At 63.9% G+C, this 18,374-nt stretch carries 15 protein-coding genes; 11 read left to right on the top strand and 4 right to left on the bottom strand.

All coding sequences use genetic code 11. The features are described from left to right. Positions 1-113: 113 nt before the first annotated feature. The gene (locus ABIB44_RS19670; RefSeq protein ID WP_354586388.1) at positions 114-1,571 is read right to left on the bottom strand and encodes an aldose epimerase family protein; all 1,458 of its coding nucleotides are present in this window, start codon (positions 1,569-1,571) and stop codon (positions 114-116) included. An 80-nt stretch (positions 1,572-1,651) separates the two neighbouring features. After that, positions 1,652-2,293 (bottom strand): nicotinamide riboside transporter PnuC, encoded by a 642-nt coding sequence (pnuC, locus tag ABIB44_RS19665; RefSeq protein ID WP_354586387.1) that lies wholly within the window; start codon positions 2,291-2,293, stop codon positions 1,652-1,654. Between the two features lie 72 nt (positions 2,294-2,365). On the opposite strand from pnuC, the gene ABIB44_RS19660 reads away from it, so the two are divergent. The 5 genes from ABIB44_RS19660 (at position 2,366) to ABIB44_RS19640 (ending at position 8,162) form a co-directional block, all read left to right on the top strand. Then, positions 2,366-2,695, top strand: coding sequence for a rhodanese-like domain-containing protein (locus ABIB44_RS19660; protein WP_354586386.1), 330 nt, complete (start codon positions 2,366-2,368; stop codon positions 2,693-2,695). Positions 2,696-2,779: 84 nt separating this feature from the next. Continuing rightward, positions 2,780-3,568 carry a YqjF family protein gene (locus ABIB44_RS19655; protein ID WP_354586385.1) on the top strand — a complete coding sequence of 263 codons (789 nt, stop codon included), beginning with the start codon at positions 2,780-2,782 and terminating at the stop codon, positions 3,566-3,568. A 54-nt stretch (positions 3,569-3,622) separates the two neighbouring features. Further along, a complete protein-coding gene (gene hrpB / locus ABIB44_RS19650) occupies positions 3,623-6,343 on the top strand; it encodes an ATP-dependent helicase HrpB (protein ID WP_354586384.1) in 2,721 nt (906 codons plus the stop codon). Between the two features lie 86 nt (positions 6,344-6,429). Continuing rightward, a complete protein-coding gene (locus ABIB44_RS19645; protein WP_354586383.1) occupies positions 6,430-7,161 on the top strand; it encodes a DUF2490 domain-containing protein in 732 nt (243 codons plus the stop codon). Positions 7,162-7,256: 95 nt separating this feature from the next. Beyond that, positions 7,257-8,162: a fatty acid desaturase gene (locus tag ABIB44_RS19640; RefSeq protein WP_354586382.1), complete on the top strand. Its 906-nt coding sequence runs from the start codon at positions 7,257-7,259 to the stop codon at positions 8,160-8,162. Positions 8,163-8,233: 71 nt separating this feature from the next. Here the strand turns inward: ABIB44_RS19640 and ABIB44_RS19635 are convergent, their stop codons facing one another. After that, positions 8,234-9,070 (bottom strand): FRG domain-containing protein, encoded by an 837-nt coding sequence (locus ABIB44_RS19635; protein WP_354586381.1) that lies wholly within the window; start codon positions 9,068-9,070, stop codon positions 8,234-8,236. A gap of 169 nt (positions 9,071-9,239) precedes the next feature. Then, positions 9,240-10,091: an oxidoreductase gene (locus tag ABIB44_RS19630; protein ID WP_354586380.1), complete on the bottom strand. Its 852-nt coding sequence runs from the start codon at positions 10,089-10,091 to the stop codon at positions 9,240-9,242. Positions 10,092-10,266: 175 nt separating this feature from the next. On the opposite strand from ABIB44_RS19630, the gene ABIB44_RS19625 reads away from it, so the two are divergent. The 6 genes from ABIB44_RS19625 (at position 10,267) to ABIB44_RS19600 (ending at position 18,357) form a co-directional block, all read left to right on the top strand. After that, on the top strand, positions 10,267-11,679 hold the full coding sequence (locus ABIB44_RS19625) for an alpha/beta hydrolase-fold protein (RefSeq protein WP_354586379.1): 1,413 nt from the start codon (positions 10,267-10,269) through the stop codon (positions 11,677-11,679). Between the two features lie 89 nt (positions 11,680-11,768). Then, a complete protein-coding gene (gene guaB, locus ABIB44_RS19620; protein ID WP_354586378.1) occupies positions 11,769-13,247 on the top strand; it encodes an IMP dehydrogenase in 1,479 nt (492 codons plus the stop codon). 419 nt (positions 13,248-13,666) lie between these two features. Further along, positions 13,667-14,935, top strand: coding sequence for a PP2C family protein-serine/threonine phosphatase (locus ABIB44_RS19615; protein WP_354586377.1), 1,269 nt, complete (start codon positions 13,667-13,669; stop codon positions 14,933-14,935). A gap of 21 nt (positions 14,936-14,956) precedes the next feature. Continuing rightward, positions 14,957-15,286, top strand: coding sequence for an STAS domain-containing protein (locus tag ABIB44_RS19610; protein ID WP_354586376.1), 330 nt, complete (start codon positions 14,957-14,959; stop codon positions 15,284-15,286). A gap of 102 nt (positions 15,287-15,388) precedes the next feature. Then, on the top strand, positions 15,389-15,802 hold the full coding sequence (locus ABIB44_RS19605) for an ATP-binding protein (protein WP_354586375.1): 414 nt from the start codon (positions 15,389-15,391) through the stop codon (positions 15,800-15,802). 170 nt (positions 15,803-15,972) lie between these two features. Next, positions 15,973-18,357, top strand: coding sequence for a peptidylprolyl isomerase (locus tag ABIB44_RS19600; protein ID WP_354586374.1), 2,385 nt, complete (start codon positions 15,973-15,975; stop codon positions 18,355-18,357). The last annotated feature ends 17 nt before the right edge of the window (positions 18,358-18,374 follow it).

Below are 18,374 nucleotides of genomic sequence, written 5' to 3'. Positions count from 1 at the left end.
GGGAGGGGAAGGAGATGGTTCGCACCTCAAATTTCCCGCTTTTGTGGGAGTCTTTCCTCTTTTATACCTTCCTGACTACTTCCTAAACAGGTTCTTTAGCTTGTATTCCTCGGCTACCCTATTTCCATCGAGTAAGTAGCCGTGAACGACTGGCCGGGCTCCAGAGATAGAATGCCTTCTTTTTCGCTAAGCTCGCCGGGTTTGCCAACAGGGCTCGCGATGCCGTACCAGGGCTCGACGCACACGAAATTCGCGCCCGGCCCTTTGGTCCAGAGGCCGAGGTAGGGAAAACCGTCGAACTGAAAGCGTACGAAACGCGCCGACTTGCGCGAGCGTAGCGTGAGCCGGGAAAAATCGTAGTGCTTGAACACCAGCGCATCATCGGCAAATAGCTCGTAGCTGAGCGGCAGCTCCTGGCCCTGGGTGAGCACGCGGGCGGTTTCGCCCGTAAGCAGGCCGCCTTCGAGCAGGTGGCGCTCCAGCGTTACGGGGTGGTCGAAGGCGAAGTAATAGTCTTCGAACCGCTCGCCGGGCAGCAGCGGGCAGCGCACGGCCGGGTGCGCCCCAATACTGAAAAGCAGCGGCTGGTCGGGGGCGGGGTTGCGCACGTCCCAGCGCACGCTTAGCCGCGCGCCCCGCAACGTGTAGGTGATGAGAAGCTCGAAGGCAAAAGGAAACATGGCCCGCGTGCTTTCATCGTGCTGCAGGCGAAACACCAGCTCGGTAGCGCTCTGGCGCAGCACGGCAAACTCCTGGTCGCGGGCAAAGCCATGCTGGGCCAGTCGGTAGTCGCGGCCCTGATAATGGTAGGCATCGCCGGGCAGGCGGCCTACCAGCGGAAACAGCACCGGCGCGTGCCGACCCCATACGGCGGGGTCGCCCGACCATAAGTATTCGAGGCCGTCGGCCTTGGCAATGAGGCTGATGAGCTCGGCCCCGCGCGGACTGAACGTAGCCCGGCACTCGGGCGTGACCAGCGTGTAGGCCGGCGCGCGGTAAGAGGCGCGGGGCTCATCGAGCACGGGCAGGGTAGCGGGCAGCTCGGCCATCCGGAGCAGCTCATCCACTAGGAAACAGGCGTGCGCAAAGCGCCGGTCGTAGTTGCCGGCCACTTCGGCAAAGTTGGACATCTGCTCGCGCAGCTCGCGCTGGTAGAGGTCATAGAAGTGCTGGCGCAGGTGCGGATGCTCGCGCAGAGGGTCGGGCTCCCAGGGCAGGTCTACGCCCATCAGCAGCACCAGGTCGTAGTGCTGGCGGGCAACCTGCTCCAGAATCCATTCGGGGCAGGTACCGAAAGAGTGCTGAAACCAGATTTTGATGACCAGCAGGTCGCTGTCGAAAAACACTACCCGGTGGCCCTGCGCTTTCGCGGCGGCCTCGGCGAGGGCTTCGGCGGCGAGCTGGCCCCGGGCAATTTCCTCGAGGTCTTCGGGCGAGTAGTGCGGGCCAGAATCGGCCAGGTACTCGCGGGCGAACTCCGGGGCGAAGGTGGTGCCGTAGTGCGCCGCCAGTCGGGCCGCCAGCGTCGATTTACCCGTCGATTCGGGACCAGTCAGAGAAACACGCAGCAACGGTGAAGAAGGGGGAATGACTCGTGAAAAAGAACAGTTGCGAAAGGAAGGAAGTAGCCGGCGCAAAGGCCGGGGTAAATTCAACGATGGGCCACCGCCGGCCGGGCCGGAGCCAGCAGCTCGCGCCGCCACTGCCAGTAGCCGTAGGCCGCCAGGGCCAGGTACAGGAAGTACAGCAGGCTGGTGGTATATAACGCTTTGTACCAGAGCACTGGCACGTAAATCACATCGACCAGCAGCCAGAGCAGCCAGTTTTCGAGGCGCTTGCGGGTGAGCAGATATTGGGCCACAATGCTGCCGGCCGTGGTAAAGCTGTCGAGATAGGGAAAGGCTGCGTCGGTGTGATGGTGCAAGTAGTAGCCGAAGCCCAACGTGAAGAGCACGGCGAAAGCCGCTCCCAGCAGCCACTCGCGGCCGGGGGTGTGCGTCACGCCCAGCTCGGTGGCGTCATTGCCGCCGTACAGCCATTCGTACCAGCCGTAGCCGCTAAGCAAAATGAACAGTCCCTGCAAGCCGCAGTCGGCGTAAAGCTTTGCCCCAAAGTAAACGAAAACGTAGAGCAGGCAGCTCACAATAGCCACCGGGAAGTTCCAGATGGACTCGCGCGCGGCCAGCCACACGCAGGCAAAGCCCGTGGCTACGGCCACCAGCTCCAGCGCCGTGGTGGCCTGCCAGTACTGCGCGAAGGCTCCGGAAATATCAAACGTCAGAAACACACTCACAAAGGCCCGCCGGTGATGAATGCCGCAAGATAGCGCCGGGCAAACCTATTTTTGCGCCCTCATCCCGCCTCCATGTCCCCCGAACTCCTCGACCTCAGCCCCGAAGACCTGCACCGCCGCCTGCAGGCCGGCGACGATATTCAGCTCATCGACGTGCGCGAGGAGATGGAATTCGACTACTGCCACCTGCCCGGCAGCCAGCTCGTGCCCCTGGATGAGCTGCCGCGCCGCGCCGCCGAAATCCGCACCGAAGGACCGGTAGTCGTTATTTGCCACCACGGCGTGCGCTCGGCCCACGCGGCGGGCTACCTGCGCCACCTGGGCCGTACCAACGTGCTGAACCTGCGCGGCGGCGTCGATGCCTGGGCCATTCGCGTGGACCCGGATTTTCCGGTGTACTAAGGCCAACGTGGTTATTCCGCAAACACGGCGGGCGGCGGGCGGTTTGCGTTTAAGGCGGGTATTCCTCCTTTCCGACCCGCGTTTATGCTCGATTTAACCCTGCCCCCCACCCCCTCCCGCTCGCCCGATGCCGTGGCCCTCTCGGCCCGCCTGGCCCTGCGCGAGCGGCCCGCCGGCGCGCCGCTGCTGCGCCAGCAGTGGAGCGAGCTGCTGTTTCTGCACTGGCCGGTGCCGGCCGAGCTATTGCAGGCCCACCTACCACCCCGGCTGCAAGCCGACACCCACCAGGGCCAGGCCTGGATTGCCATTGTGCCGTTCGAGATGAGCAAGGTGCGCACCCGCTTCACTCCGCCGGTGCCGGGCACGCACCAGTTTATGGAGCTGAACGTGCGTACCTACGTGCACCTCGATGGCGTACCCGGCGTGTGGTTTTTCTCACTCGATGCCACCAACGCGCTGGCCGTGTGGGTGGCCCGCACTTTCTTCCACCTGCCCTACCTGCGCGCCACCATGCGCCTCGACCAGCCCAGCGCCGACCTGCGCCGGTTTGCCGCCACCCGCACCCACGGCGGGGTGCCCGCCGCCAGCTTCCAGGCTACCTGGAAGCTGGGCGCGCTGCTGCCCCCTGCCGAGCCCGGTTCGCTGGAGTTTTTTCTTACGGAGCGCTACTGCCTGTACACCAGCAGTAAAGACCAAACCAAGCTCTATCAGGGCCGGGTCGCACACGGGCCCTGGCCGCTGCGCACCGCCCAGGTGCTGCACCTGGAGTCGGACCTGATTGAGAGCCACGGCCTGCCCACGCCCGTCGGCAAGCCGGTGGTGCACGCCGGCGGCCCGGTGCAGGTAGAGCTGTGGCCCATGCGGCGGGTGTAGCCAGCCGGCCAGCAGAAACCGACTCCCCGGGCCGGCGGCCGTAATTTTGGCCCGATGCCCAACGCCTTCGTCCTGCCGCCCCTCCCCAACCTGCCCATCCTGGCGGCGCTGCCCGCACTACGGGCCGCCCTGGCCGCCAATAGCCGCGTGGTGCTCGAAGCGCCGCCCGGCGCGGGCAAAACCACCGTGGTGCCGCTGGAGCTACTAGCGGCCGCATGGCGCAACCCGGCCGATAAAATTCTGGTGCTGGAACCCCGCCAACTGGCCGTGCGCGGTGCCGCCGCCCGCCTAGCCCAGCTGCTGGGCGAGCCCGTGGGCCGCACCATCGGCTACCGGGTGCGGCTCGATAGCAAGGTGAGCCAGGAGACCCGCGTGGAAGTCATCACCGAGGGCATTCTCACGCGCATGATTCAGGACGACCCGGCGCTGGAAGGCGTGGCGGCCGTGGTATTTGACGAATTCCACGAGCGCAGTCTGAACGCGGATTTGGGCCTGGCGCTGGCGCTGGATGCGCAGGCCGTGCTGCGGCCCGAGCTGCGTATTCTCATCATGAGTGCCACGCTGGAGGCGCAGCGGTTGGGGCAGTGGCTGCCCGCGCCGGTGGTGTCGTCGGCTGGCTTTTTGTTTCCGATTGACACGCACTACCTCGACCCGCGCCGGGCATCGGCCCTGCCCAACAAGCCCAACGAGCGGCTGGCCGAGCTGGTGCCGGCCCAGGTACGCGCCGCCCTGAATACCCATTTGGAGGGCGACATCCTCGTGTTTCTGCCCGGCGTGGGCGACCTGCAGCGCAGCGCCCGCAAGCTCCAGGACTCGTTGCCCGACCACATTGACCTGCACCTGCTGCACGGCGAACTGCCGCTCGAAACCCAGGATGCCGCCCTACGGCCGTCGAAAGCCGGTCGCCGCAAGATTATTCTGGCTACCAGCATCGCCGAAACCAGCCTCACCATCGAGGGCGTGCGGGTGGTGATTGACGGCGGCTTTGCCCGGGTGCCGCGCTTCGTGCCCCGCACCGGCTTCACCACCCTCGAAACCGTGCCCGTGGCCCGCGCCGCCGCCGACCAGCGCCGGGGCCGCGCCGGCCGCCTGGCCCCCGGCACCTGCTACCGCCTCTGGACTGAAGCCGAACATCACCATCTGCCCGCCCACCGCCCGCCCGAAATCCACACCGCCGACCTCAGCAGTCTGGCCCTGGAGCTGGCCCTGTGGGGCGCGGCCGAACCCACCAGCCTGCGCTGGCTGGACCTGCCGCCGGTGGCGGCGTTTGCCCAGGCGCGGGAGCTGCTGGTCAGGTTGGGGGCTTTAGAGGTAATTAAAAATGAAGAATTAAAAATGAAGAATGAGGGTAGTCAATCAGGCGAAACCGATGCTCAACTACCCATTTTTAATTCTTCATTTTTAATTTTTAATTCCCAGACCAAGCCCACGGCTCACGGCCGGAAACTTGCCGCGCTGGGTCTGCCGCCGCGCCTCGGCCACCTCGTGGTGCGGGGCCAGGAGCTGGGCCACGGCGCGGCCGCGGCTTCGCTGGCCGCGCTATTAGCCGAGCGCGACCTGCTGCGCTGGGCTACCCCCACCGACACTCGCCCCGCCCCGCCCGACCTGCGCCTGCGCCTCGAAGCCTTGGCCAGCGGCCGCCCGCCCCTGCCTGGCTTGGCCCTGCACCACGCCACTTTGCAGCGCGTGCGCGACGTGGCCCGCAACCTCACCGGCCGCTTGGGCAAGTCGGCCAACTCGCCTACTCACTTAATTGCGCAGGCCCCCGTTGGCCTGCTCACGGCGCTGGCCTACCCCGACCGGCTGGCCCAGCGCGAAACCCCCGACCGCCTGCGCCTCGTGACCGGCCAGCGCGTGAGCCTGAATACGACCGAGGTGGACCCGCAGGCCACGTTTTTCGCGGTGGCGCACTTGGCGGGTACGGCCTCGGCCCCACGCGCTACGCTGGCCGCCCCGCTGGGCCAGGATGAACTGGAGCTGGCCTTCGCCGACCAGATAACCACCACCGACGAAGTGCGCTACGACGCCGCCACCCAGCGCGTAGCCGGCCGCCGGGTGCGCCGCCTGGGGGCGCTGCTGCTCGATGAAAAAGTCATTGGCCAGCCCGATGCGGCGCTGGTGGCGCGGGCGCTGCTCGACTATTTGCAGGAAGCCGGCGTGAGCAAGCTGAACTGGACGCCCGCCGCCCGCCAGCTGCAGCAGCGGCTGGAGTTTCTGCGAAAGCACTTCCCGGCTGCTGAAACCAGCCGCTCAACTGACCACGAACAACCAACAACCAGCTGGCCGGCTTCTGACGACGCCACGCTCACGCAGGAGCTGGCCGACTGGCTCGGCCCGCACCTGACGGGCCTGAAGACCCTCGACCAGGTGCAGCGCCTCGACTTGTATGAGCCGCTGCTGGCCCGCCTGCCCGGCGGCTGGCAGCAGCGCCAGGAATTGGACCGGCTGGCCCCGGCCGCGCTGGAAGTGCCCAGCGGCTCGCACATTACCCTCGACTACAGCGACCCGGCCGCCCCCGTGCTGGCCGTGAAGCTCCAGGAGCTGTTCGGCCTCACCGAAACGCCCACCGTGGCCGCTGGCCGCGTGCCGCTGCTGCTGCACCTGCTATCGCCCGGGGGCCGGCCGGCGCAGGTAACCCGCGATTTGCGCAGCTTCTGGGAGAAGGGCTATTTTGAGGTGCGCAAGGATTTGAAGGGGCGCTACCCGCGCCACCCCTGGCCCGATAAGCCGATGGAGCACATTCCAACCCGCCTGACCAAAAAGCGGCTGGGCTAGTAAGTGAGCAGCACTCCAATGTTAAGTTTTACCGGTATCTGTTAACAATTGCGTAATACAGCGTAACAATTCCATAACTTGGGGAGATGAAACACGTCTCCACTCTGCTGATGCTTGTGTGCTTGCTATGCCATGGCGCGGCCCGGGCGCAGAGCGGTGGAGCACCCGTAGGCTGGCTCCGGCTGAGCGCCGATATGCCCATGCGGGGCCGCTGGAGCTTGTACTCGGAAGTTGAAAGCCGCCAGGGCAACGCCCAGCTGGGCGCGCAGCGGCTGGGGCGGGTTGGCTTCCGCCTTAACGTAGCCCCGTGCTTCAGCCTGACAACCGGCTACGTGCTGGCCGCCAACGAATTTGGTCGCGCCGATGCTTCCACCGTTCCCGAACACCGGTTTTACCAGGAAATAGCCCTGGCCGACCAAAGCGGCCCGGTGCGCGCCAGCCACCGCCTGCGGGCCGAGGAGCGCTGGCTGCGCGCCGCCCCCGAAGCCGCTTTTCGGTTCGCACCCCGCCTGCGCTACCAGCTGCGGCTCGTGATTCCGCTGCGCACTGGCGGCCGGCGGCCCGTGGGCAGCGCCTACGTGGTAGCGGCCGATGAGCTGTTTGCCGGCCTGGGTGCCCGCGATGGTCGCAGCTTCCTCGAAGAAAATCGCGCCAGCGCCGGCCTGGGCTACCGCGCCAGCCGCCGCACCATGCTGGAGATGGTGTACCTGCACCAGAGCCAGGCCGCCGGCTTGGCGGGCCTGGCATTGAGCCGCAATGCTGTGCAGGTGAGCGTAGCCGTGGCCATTCCCACCCGCACGGCCCTGGTGCGGCTGTAGGGCCGCGGAGTGATTTCGGGTAGAAGTTGGGCCCGGTTTTGCGCGCTGCTTTTCTGCGACCTAACTTCGTATAAACCGCAGAAAACCGCTCCCCAATGCCGGATTTCACCCCCAATTCGCCCGTGCTAGCCGGCGACCAGCTTCGGCCGGGCTGGCTCCACAATAGCTGGATGTACCTGATGCTGGCGGCCGCCCTGGGCTGGGGCTGGTCGAGCTGGTCGGGGCCACGGGGACTAGCCTCGGCGGGGCTGGTGGTGCTCACGGTGGGGCTGGGGCACTCCACGGGCCTGCACCGGGGCATCATTCACCACGCCTACCGGTGCGGGCGCATCACGCGGGGCGTGCTGGCCTATCTGGCGGTGCTATCGGGGCTGGGCGGGCCTATCTCCTGGCTGCGGGTACATTATTTCCGCGATTACTGGCAGAACCGGCTCGACTGCCCGCCCTACTTTCGCTACGACCATTCCATGGCCCGCGACTACTACTGGAACCTGCACTTCGACCTGGTGCCCGGCGATATCAGCCGCTACCAGATTCCCGCCGAGGACCTGCACGACCCCTGGCTCGTGTTCCTGGAAAAAACCTGGTACCTGCACGTCATCGGCCTGTTCGGCCTCATCTGGGTCTTTTTTGGGTTTGAGGCCATGATAATCTGCGGGCCGGTGCGGGTAAGCGTCAGCATGCTGGGCCACTGGTTTGTGGGCTTCATGACGCACAAATACGGCTACGCCCGCTATGCCATCGACGATGCCACGGAGCATGGTTACAACAGCTGGGTGCTGGGCGCGCTGTCCTTCGGTGAGGGCTTCCACAACAACCATCACGCTCACCCCAGCTCGGCCAAAATGAGCACCGAATGGTATGAGCTCGACCTGGGCTGGTACCTGGTAGCCGGTCTGCGCGCCGTGGGCCTTATCTGGGATGTGCAGGTGGTTGGTCAGGACGCGACCCAGCGCAGCCGCGCCAAAGAGCACCGCTTCCGCTGGCACTGGCAACGGTAGGGGCGGTTTGCACCCGCCCGGTGTTCGCCCCGTTGCACCGACTTCGAACGACGGGCGGGTGCAACCCGCCCCTACCGCATCTCGTTGTCGTCCAGGAAGTTCTTGCCGTCGGCGCGGGGCGAGTAGTGGCGGTGCAGCCAGCGGCTGAGGCCGCCGAGGCCCGGCAGCAGCACCCGCTCGGTGATATTGGCCTGGTCGAGCTTATCGCGCACTTCCCATTTGAGGCGGGCCGGCAGAATGATGCGGAAATACAGGTCGGGCCGGTCGGCCAGCCAGTCGTGCAGCACGCTTTGGGCCGTGCTCATCAGCGAAAACAGCGCGTACTGGTGCACAATGCGGGCATCGAGGCTGGGCGGCTCCAGAAACAGCACGTAGGGCTCGGCCTGCAGCTCCTCCAACTCGCGCAGGCTGCTGCTCACGGGTTGCAGCAGCTCGGAGGTAAAGACGTTGGAGCCCTCGGCCTGCAGCGCCTGGCGCAGGCGCTGGGGCAGGTGCTCGGCGGCTTTCACATAGTTCAGCGCCCAAATGATGCCGTCTTCATGGTAGGCGGCGATATCGTCGGTGGCGAAGTGCAGGGCCACGTAGGGCGAGTACGTCCAGTCGAGCAGGCGGGTGGGCAGGCCGTGGTGCTGGGCCAGGGCCAGCCAGTCCCAGGTGCTGGCGGCGGCGGGCAGGCCGGTTTCGCGAGCGTATTTGCGGAAGTTGCGCAGCAGGTGGTGCTCCAGATTCTGGTACTCGCCCCCAAGCCGCTGCAAACTGGTTTCGAGCTGAAAATGGCGCGAGCGGCCGCCCCGATACACAAACGGCGACCGGAACCGCCCGATGCGCGCATCCCAGGTATCCTGGAACAGCAGCCGTTGCAGGTCTTCCCAGGAAGTGGCTTCGTAGTCGTTGGCGGAGAGGGACATGGGGCGAAGATACGCGGCTAGGGTACCGAAGCAGGGTTAAGAAACGATAAAAAAACGGTCATGCTGAGCGCAGCCGAAGCATCTCTACCGCGCCACTAATCTGTTTTAGTATTGCGGTAGAGATGTTTCGGCTGCGCTCAGCATAACCGTTTCGGGTCGGCAACCGGTGCTACTCCCCAGCCGGGAAATCAGCCGCGTCGCCCAGCTCCTCATACTGCGCCAGCTCCTTGGCGGTAGCGGCGAATTTCTCGCGGGCCCCTTTCACGGCGGCTTTGCCCAGGGGCAGGTGCAGGGGTGGGTTTTCGAGCTGCACTACGTCGTACATGGCTTTGGCAGCGCGCACAGGGTCGCCGGGCTGGCGGCCGCTGTAGCCCTGAATGCTGCGCAGGTTTTCGCCCACGGTGGCCTGATAGTCGTCGATTTTGGTATCGGCGAAGGTGGCCGACTCGCCCGCCCACTTGGTGCGGAAGCCGCTGGGCTCGATGTTCGTCACCTTAATACCGAGCGGACCCACCTGCTGGCTCAGGCTCTCACCAATGGCTTCCAGGGCAAATTTCGAGGCGTTGTAGATGCCCACGCCGGGAAAAGTTTTCAGGCCGCCGATGCTGGTGATATTGAGCACGTGGCCCGAGCGCTGCTTGCGCAGCTGCGGCAGCACGGCCCGCAGCACGTGTAGCGCGCCGAACACGTTCACGTCGAACTGGCGCTGCACTTCTTCGGCGGGCACTTCCTCGATGCTGCCCATCGAGCCGTAGCCGGCATTGTTCACGATAACATCGAGCTGGCCGAACTGGGCCAGGGCGTCAGCCACGGCGGTTTTCACCTGGGCTTCGTTGGTGACGTCAGCCACCACGCCGAGGGTGCGGCCGGCAATTTTCTTGGTGAATTCGTCCGCTTGCTCGGGCTTGCGGAAGGTGGCGGCCACCCGGTCGCCTTTTTCGAGCACGTAGTCGGCCAGGGCTTCGCCGAAACCGGACGAAGCGCCGGTGATAAACCAGGTTTTGGCAGTTGAATCAGACATAATAAATCGTTCTTTGAAATGGTAGGCGTTAAGACGGTATCGGCCGGCTAATTGTTCAGAACGTCCTGCTAAGCGCCGCCGAAGCAGGCCATTCTACTTATGCCGCAGACCCGGCCGCCCTGGCCGTAGCTTTGCAGCCTAATTTCGCCTATCCTCCCAAATCCCACCCCTCGCTATGAGAAAGCTTTTCTCGCTGCTGCTGGCGCTCATCGCCTTCACCGCCCAGGCCCAGGTCACCTTCAAACTCACGGCCGTGCCGGCTAGCACGCCGGCCAATGCCACGCTCTATATCGCCGGCACGTTCAATAATTGGAATCCCGGCAGCGCGGCCCACGCCCTCACCCGCAACCCCGACGGCAGCTACCAGATTACGCTGCCCGCCGCTACCGGCACCATGGAATACAAGTTTACGCGCGGCACCTGGGCCACCGTCGAAACCAACGCTGCCAACGGCTCGGTGCCCAACCGCAGCTACACCTTCGGCACGGCCCCGGCCACGGTGCTGGGCCAGGTACTGAACTGGGAAGACCTGGCTGGCCCCGGCGGCGGCGGGCCGGCCTCCACGGCAGCGGCCAATGTGAGCGTGATTTCGACCGCCTTTGCCATGCCGCAGCTGGGCCGCACCCGCCGCGTGTGGCTCTACCTGCCGCCCGGCTACGCCACCAGCGGCCGCCGCTATCCCGTGCTCTATATGCAGGATGGCCAGAACGTGTTCGATGCCGCCACTTCCTTCGCCGGTGAGTGGGGCGTGGATGAGGCCCTGAACCAGCTAGCCGCCAACGGCCAGGACCCCACCGGCTGCATCGTGGTGGCCGTGGACAACGGCCCCAACCGCCTCGACGAATACTCGCCCTGGAACAACCCGCAGTACGGCGGCGGCCAGGGCGATTTGTACGTCGATTTCCTAGTGCAAACCCTCAAGCCCTACATCGACGCCAATTACCGCACCCTGGCCGACCGCGCCAACACCGGCATCGGCGGCTCCAGCATGGGTGCCCTCATTGCCACTTACGCGGCCCTGCGCGAGCCGGCGGTATTTGGCAAAGTGGCGTCGTTTTCGCCGGCCTACTGGTTTGCCTACCCGCAATTGGCCGCCTACGCCCACCAGCACCCCGCCAACCCCAATACCCGCTTCTACTTCGTGAGCGGCACTACCGAAAGCACCAACATGGTGCCCCAGATGCAGGCCCTGCGCGATTCGCTGCAGCGTGGTGGCGTGCCGGCCGCCAATCTCAGCTTCAACACCCGCACCGACGGCCAGCACGCCGAGTGGTTCTGGAAGCGCGAGTTTCCGGCCGGCTACTCCTGGCTGTACGCGCCCGCCACGGTCACCGCCGCCCGCCCGGCCCAGACGCTGTCCGTAAGCCTCTACCCCAACCCCGCCGCCCGCGAGCTGCGCGTGGCCCTGCCCGCCAACGTGGCCGGCGAAGCGCTGCTTGAAATCAGCGATGCGCGGGGCCGGGCGGTGCTGCGCACCCGCGTGCGCAACGGCCAGGCCGTGGACGTGAGCCGCCTGGCCTCGGGCCTGTATCTATCGCGCCTCTCGGCCGGCGGCGCGGTGGGCACCAGCAAATTCACCAAAGAATAAACACGAGGCGGCGGGAAAGTAGGGTTTCAACCCAACTTCCCGCCGTACCTTTGACTGGCAAAAGGCACCAACCCCCAACCCCTTTTGCCATGGCGGATTCCGCAACCCCTAAAATTGCCTTCGAGGCCCTCACCTACGACGACGTACTGCTGCTGCCAGCGTACTCCGAGGTTTTGCCCCGCGACTGCGACACCGGCACCCGCCTCACCTCCACCATCCGGCTGCAAACCCCGCTGATTTCGGCGGCCATGGACACCGTGACCGAGGCCGACATGGCCATTGCCCTGGCGCAGGAAGGCGGTTTGGGCATCATTCACAAGAATATGTCCATCAAGGCGCAGGCCGAGCAGGTGCGCCGCGTGAAGCGCAGCGAGTCAGCCCTGATTCAGGACCCCTTCACCCTGCCGCCCACCGCCACCCTGGCCGACGCCCGCCAACTGATGCGCAAGCACAACATCGGCGGTATTCCGGTGGTGAACGGCGATGGCCGCCTCCAAGGCATCCTCACCAACCGGGACTTGCGCTTCGAAAAAGACCTCAGCCAGCCCGTGACGTCCGTGATGATTTCGCTGGCCAACCTCGTTACCGCGCCCGCCGGCATCGACCAGGCGGAAGCCGAGCAGCTGCTCACCGATAGCAAAGTCGACAAGCTGCCGCTGGTGGACAGCGAGGGCCGCCTCGCCGGCCTGATGACCTACAAAGACATTCGCAAGCGCCGCCGCGCTCCTCACGCCAGCAAGGACAGCCAGGGCCGTTTGCGCGTGGGGGCCGCCGTGGGCGTCACGCCCGACCTGCTCCAGCGCGTAGCTGCTTTGGTGGAAGCGGGTGTCGACCTCGTGAGCCTCGACACGGCCCATGGCCACTCCAAAGGGGTGATGGATGCCGTGCGGGCTATTAAAGCCGCCTACCCCAGCCTCGCCGTGATGGCCGGCAACGTGGCCACCGCCGCCGGGGCCAAAGCCCTGGCCGATGCTGGGGCCGACTGCGTGAAAGTGGGCGTGGGGCCGGGTTCCATCTGCACCACGCGCATCATCGCCGGCATTGGGGTGCCGCAGCTCTCGGCCGTGCTCGAAGCCGCCAAGGGCCTGGCCGGCACCGGCGTGACGCTGGTAGCCGACGGCGGCATCAAGTTCTCGGGCGACCTCGTGAAGGCACTGGCCGGTGGCGCGGCGGCTGTGATGGTGGGCTCGCTGCTGGCCGGCACCGAGGAAGCACCCGGCGACCTCATTATGTACGAAGGCCGCAAATACAAGAGCTACCGGGGCATGGGCTCGGTAGAAGCCATGGAAGACGGCAGCAAAGACCGGTACTTCCAGGATGCCGAGGACGACGTGAAGAAGCTGGTACCCGAGGGCATTGTGGGCCGCGTACCTTTCAAAGGCAACGTGAGCGAGGTGATTTACCAGCTGGCGGGCGGCCTGCGGGCGGGCATGGGCTACGTGGGGGCGGCCAACATTGAGGCCTTGCAAGCGGCGCAGTTCGTGCGCATTACCGGAGCGGGCCTGCGCGAGAGCCACCCGCACGATGTGCAGATTACCAAGGAAGCACCGAATTATTCGAGCCGCTAGTACGAGCTGGCTGGGGTTGGCACGCAATAAACCCCTGAAGTATAATGGCCAACGCGGGCTACGGCCGGCGTTGGCCATTTTTGATGCATCGAATCAAATAAATACTTTTTGGACGGCTGATTGTATCTTGCAAGCCGGTTGAGCGTCGGCTGCGGCGCGACGGGCTGGTGTGCTTGTGTTATTCCTGGTTTCTGTCTGTGCGTCATCCGTTACTTTACATCGTTTTTCTATTAGCGCTGCTGAGTGGAGCGCTGACCGTCGGCAATTTATTGACCGATAGTAGCTCCGGGCCCACGCCGTGGGCCATTTGGCTGCTGCTGCTGGCTGACTTGGGCACCCTCGCAGTGCTGGTCAGGTTGTTTTTCCGTTCGCCGGCTGCACCGGGCAACGCAACTCCTGCCGCTCTTCGGGCAAGCGAAATGCTGAGCCTGCAACGCCTGGCCCAGATTGTGCAACGGGGCCAGACCTCCTCCGAGGTGTATCACATGCTGCTGAATTCGGCGGTAGAAACCGTGCGGGCCGATGCCGCCTGGATTGACATCGACACCCACCACACGGGCGTCGATGACAACAGCGCCACCCAGTACCACCACATCACCCCCGCGCAGGCTGAAGCCCTGCGCACGGGCTTGCGCGCCCACCCAACTGTGGAGGGCAAGTACGTGACCAACGACCTGAACCAGCACCTCGGCTTTTTGGGTACCTCGCAGGCTTTTCGCTCGCTCATTCAGCTGCCTCTGCGCGGCCTGCGCTTCGGCTACGGTACGCTCTATCTGCTGAAAGTAGAGCCCGGCACATTCAACCGCGAAGACGTCAGCATTCTCCAGACCTTCACCAGTCAGGCCGTGCTCAGCATCGAAAACCTGGAGCTGATGCAGACCTCGCTGGTCAACCAGCGCACCCAGGAAGAGCTGAAGATTGCCTCCCAGGTGCAGGACAGCCTGATTCCGAAGAACCTGCCGACGGATAACTGGTTCGATATCAGCTCGCACTCGCTGGCGGCCAAGGAAGTGGGCGGCGACTTCTACGACTTTCTGCACCTGCAGGGCCGGCGGCTGGCCGTCATCATCGGCGATGTGAGCGGCAAGGGCGTCACGGCCGCCTTCCACATGGCCCAGATGAAAGGCATCTTTCATTCGCTGATGCAGGAAAACCCGCTGGCCAAAAACGAGCGCGACAAGTTTCCGGTACCCAGCAAGTTCATGGCCCAGGCCAACACGGCCCTCATCCACTGCCTGGAGAAGTCGTCGTTCATCACCTCCTCGCTCTATATTATTGATTATGAGCAGGGCGGCTTCGTGTTTGCCCGGGCCGGGCACTGCCACACGCTCTACTACCACGCCATGCGCGAGGAAGTGTTCTACTTCGACTCGGCGGGGCTGGGGCTGGGCATTATCCGCAACGACTCGTACGAGAAGCACATCAAAAACCAGTTCTACGACTACAGCCCCGGCGATGTGATGGTGATTTACACCGACGGCATCGTGGAGGCGCGCGGCGGCAATGGCACCGACGAGTACGGCGAAGACCGCCTCAAGCTGCGCCTCGAGGAATGTTATTTCCAGGAGGCCCACGACATCAAAAACATTATCCTCAACGACCTCAACGCGTTTACGTCCGGTCACCCCATCCATGACGACCAGACGTTGCTCGTCATTAAGTTCAAGTCGGCCCAACCCCTGCCCTAGGCCCGACGTATCGCCCTCATTATGAAAGTTACCGCGCAACCCTCCGCCGATACCCTTACGCTGCAGCTCGATGGCGAGCTTGACGCCAGCTCCGCCATCGTCCTCGATACCGAACTGGCCAAGCCCGATATTCTGAACTACCGCAAAGTTCTCATCGACTGCGCCAAGCTCAGCTACATCTCCTCGGCTGGCCTGGGCGTTTTCATCTCGCACCTGCAACGCTTCCAGGATGCCAACGTGAAGCTGGTGTTCTTCAACATGCAGGAAAAGGTATTCAACGTGTTCGAAATCCTGGGGCTGGATGCCCTGATGACCATCGTGCCCAGCGCTACCGAAGCCGAAGCCGCCTAATTCAGTTAAGCTTTAAAAGTCAAGCGTTAAAGGGTTGGATTTGCCTTCCCGTCATTTCAGTTCTTCAACGCTTAACTCCTAGCTCTCGACTGCTAACTCCCCATGAAGTCAGTTCTCCGCATTGCCTGCTCGCGCGCCAACCTCCAGCAGGTGCGTGACTTCGTGCGGAATTATTTGAGTACCCGGCAGTTGTCGGATAAAACGGTGAACCAGGTAGTGTTGGCCGTGGATGAGGTGGTGGCCAATTTTATCATCCATGCCAACGGAGAGGACGAATCGCAGTTTCTGGACCTGAAACTCAACTTCGACGACCACGACCTAAATGTAGAGATTGCCGACAATGGCGACACTATTTTCCAGCCCGGCCCGCACAAAGACCCCGACCTGAACGCCTACATTCAGGAAGGCCGGAAGGGCGGCATGGGCATGACTCTGGTAACCCGCCTCATGGACCGCGTCGAATTCTTTACCCGTGGCAACCACACCGTTTGCCATCTCAGCAAGCATCTGGCCTGACTGCGCCAGCGTCTGCCCCTACTGAAAATGTCCGGCTGCTTTGGGTGGCCGGACGTTCTTTTTTCGGGCCTCTCGCCCCGGGCCGGAAAGTTGGTTAATTTCGCACCGGTAATTTTATGCCCGCGCGCTTGTTTCATTGTGCCAGCGCCCAACGACTCTTTCTCTTGTTTATGCATAAACGCATTTTGTATGCCAGCGCAGCCACTGCCGCGCTGCTGGCGGGCTGCCAGGCTGCCAAACCGGCCGCTACTACTTCGCTGATGGCCACTCCGGCCGGGCCGTCGGTAGAAATGCTGGGTACCTACCCGGTGCCGGCCAACGAGTTTGCCTACGTGTACCGCAAAAACAACAGCGCGGCCGCCGACTACGCCACCCGCCAGAGCGTGACCGACTACCTCGACCTCTACACCAACTTCCGGCTGAAGGTGCTGGAAGCCGAGCAGCGTGGCCTCGACACCACCCAGGCCTTCAAGCGCGAGCTCGATGGCTACCGCCAGCAGCTGGCCCAGCCCTACCTCACCGAGAAGAGCGTGACCGACCTGCTGGTGCGCGAGGCCTACGACCGCATGAGCCAGGAAGTGAGCGCCTCCCACATCCTTATTCGGGTAGCGCCCGACGCGACCCCGGCCGACACGCTGGCCGCTTACAACAAGATTGCGGCCCTGCGCCAACAGGCCGTGGCCGGCACCGACTTCGGCCAGCTGGCCCGCGCCAACAGCGAGGACCCCTCGGCCCGCGAGAACGGCGGCAAGCTGGGCTACTTCACGGCCATGCAGATGGTGTACCCGTTCGAGTCGGCCGCTTATAAAACGCCGGTGGGCCAGATTTCGGCCCCCATTCGCACGCGTTTCGGCTACCACGTCATCAAGGTGAACGACAAGCGCACGGCGCAGGGCGAAATCAAGGTGGCCCACCTGATGATTCGCATGAACCCCAGCGCCGCCAAAGCCGACTCGCTCACGGCCCGCAAGAAGATTGACGAGCTCTACAGCCGCCTGAAAAAAGGCGAGAGCTGGGAAAAGCTCGTGGCGCAGTTTTCGGAAGATGCCGGCTCGGCGGCCAACGGCGGCGAGCTGCCACCCTTCGGCACCGGCCGTATGATTCCCTCGTTCGAGGAAGCCGCCTTCAAGCTGCAAAAGCCCGGCGACCTCGCGCCCCCGGTGCAGACACCCTACGGCTGGCACGTTATCAAGCTGATTGAGAAGCAGCCCCTGGCCAAGTTTGCCGACCTCGAAGCCGGCCTGAAAAGCAAGGTGTCGAAAGACTCGCGCTCGGAGCTTAACAAGGCCGCTTTTCTCAAGCGCGTGCGCCAGGAAGACCAGTTCGTGGAGATTCCGGCCGCCAAAGTCTATGCTTTCGGCAAAGCCGACACGGCGTTGGTAGCTGGCCGCTTCAAGTACCAGTTTATGGCGGGCGAGGGCATGAAACCGGCGCAGGCTAAAGCCAGCGGTGGCAAGATGCCCCTGTTCCTTATCAAGAACAAGCCGTACTACGTGAGCGATTTCCTCACCTACGTGCAGCAGAACCAGCGGGCCCGCCCGGGTGCGCAGCCCGGCTTTGCCATGCAGCAGCTTTACGACCAGTACGTGGAGCAGAGCCTGACCGAGTTTGAAAAGGGCAGCCTCGATACCAAGTACGAGGACTACCGCATGCTGGTGAAGGAGTACCGCGACGGCATCCTGCTCTTCCAGCTGATGGATGAGAAGGTGTGGAGCAAAGCCATTGAGGATACTGTGGGCCTGAAGAAATTCTTCGCCGACAACCAGACCAAGTACCAGTGGGACCAGCGCGTGCAGGGCCGCGTTATCAGCGCTGCCACGCCAGCATTGCGCGACGAAGTGCAGCGTTATTTCGTGAAACCCACCTCCACCACCCGCCGCACTGCCAACGGATTGGTCGCCTCCGGCGTAGCTGGCACGGTGATGCCAACGACGAAAGGCATCCCGGCGACTATTGGCTTCAGGCCGCGCACCGCCACGCTGACTCCCGCCGCCTCGGAAGCTCTCGACAAGCTGGCTAATCTGATGATGGCGGATACGACCCTACAGGTGATGTTCAATGCATCCGCCAGCAAGGGAACCTCGTTGGGCCTGGCCGGGCAGCGCACTGCGCGCATTCAGACGTATCTGCGGGATAAGCAGGTGAGCATCAATCGCATTGGCCTGAGTAATACCCAAGCCCGCAAAGGGGGCCCGGATGCCGCTTCGGTGACGGCTTATACCAGCGACCCGGCGGCTATCGAGCAACGCTTTAACACCAAGAACCCGTTGTCGGTGCAAATCAGCCAGCGCGTGTTTGCCAAGGGCGATAACAAGGTCATGGATGAGTTGATAACCAAAGGCCCCGGCACTTACAATGTGCAGAAGGATGGCCGCTACTACGCCGTGACCATCGAACGGACTCTGCCCGCCGGCCCTAAAACCCTGGCCGAAGCCCGCGGCCAGGCCACCAGCGACTACCAGACCTACCTCGAAAAGGAGTGGATTACCCAGCTGCGCACCGCGCGCCCCGTGAAGGTAAACGAGGCCGAAGTGAACAAGCTGATAACCAAGTAAACGACAGTTACCAGTTA

The organism is Hymenobacter sp. UYCo722 (assembly GCF_040547115.1).
Taxonomy (GTDB): domain Bacteria; phylum Bacteroidota; class Bacteroidia; order Cytophagales; family Hymenobacteraceae; genus Hymenobacter.
The sequence above is the reverse complement of the archived record's forward strand: the minus strand, read 5'-3'. Positions and strand labels throughout refer to the sequence as shown.

Excerpts from the sequence above, each read along its gene's own strand:
- ABIB44_RS19600 (WP_354586374.1), top strand. The coding sequence starts at position 15,973 with ATGCATAAACGCATTTTGTATGCCAGCGCAGCCACTGCCGCGCTGCTG.
- guaB (WP_354586378.1), top strand. The coding sequence starts at position 11,769 with ATGGCGGATTCCGCAACCCCTAAAATTGCCTTCGAGGCCCTCACCTAC.
- ABIB44_RS19660 (WP_354586386.1), top strand. The coding sequence starts at position 2,366 with ATGTCCCCCGAACTCCTCGACCTCAGCCCCGAAGACCTGCACCGCCGC.
- ABIB44_RS19645 (WP_354586383.1), top strand. The coding sequence starts at position 6,430 with ATGAAACACGTCTCCACTCTGCTGATGCTTGTGTGCTTGCTATGCCAT.
- ABIB44_RS19635 (WP_354586381.1), bottom strand. The coding sequence starts at position 9,070 with ATGTCCCTCTCCGCCAACGACTACGAAGCCACTTCCTGGGAAGACCTG.
- ABIB44_RS19625 (WP_354586379.1), top strand. The coding sequence starts at position 10,267 with ATGAGAAAGCTTTTCTCGCTGCTGCTGGCGCTCATCGCCTTCACCGCC.
- ABIB44_RS19655 (WP_354586385.1), top strand. The coding sequence starts at position 2,780 with ATGCTCGATTTAACCCTGCCCCCCACCCCCTCCCGCTCGCCCGATGCC.
- ABIB44_RS19610 (WP_354586376.1), top strand. The coding sequence starts at position 14,957 with ATGAAAGTTACCGCGCAACCCTCCGCCGATACCCTTACGCTGCAGCTC.
- hrpB (WP_354586384.1), top strand. The coding sequence starts at position 3,623 with ATGCCCAACGCCTTCGTCCTGCCGCCCCTCCCCAACCTGCCCATCCTG.
- ABIB44_RS19630 (WP_354586380.1), bottom strand. The coding sequence starts at position 10,091 with ATGTCTGATTCAACTGCCAAAACCTGGTTTATCACCGGCGCTTCGTCC.
- ABIB44_RS19605 (WP_354586375.1), top strand. The coding sequence starts at position 15,389 with ATGAAGTCAGTTCTCCGCATTGCCTGCTCGCGCGCCAACCTCCAGCAG.
- ABIB44_RS19640 (WP_354586382.1), top strand. The coding sequence starts at position 7,257 with ATGCCGGATTTCACCCCCAATTCGCCCGTGCTAGCCGGCGACCAGCTT.
- ABIB44_RS19615 (WP_354586377.1), top strand. The coding sequence starts at position 13,667 with ATGCTGAGCCTGCAACGCCTGGCCCAGATTGTGCAACGGGGCCAGACC.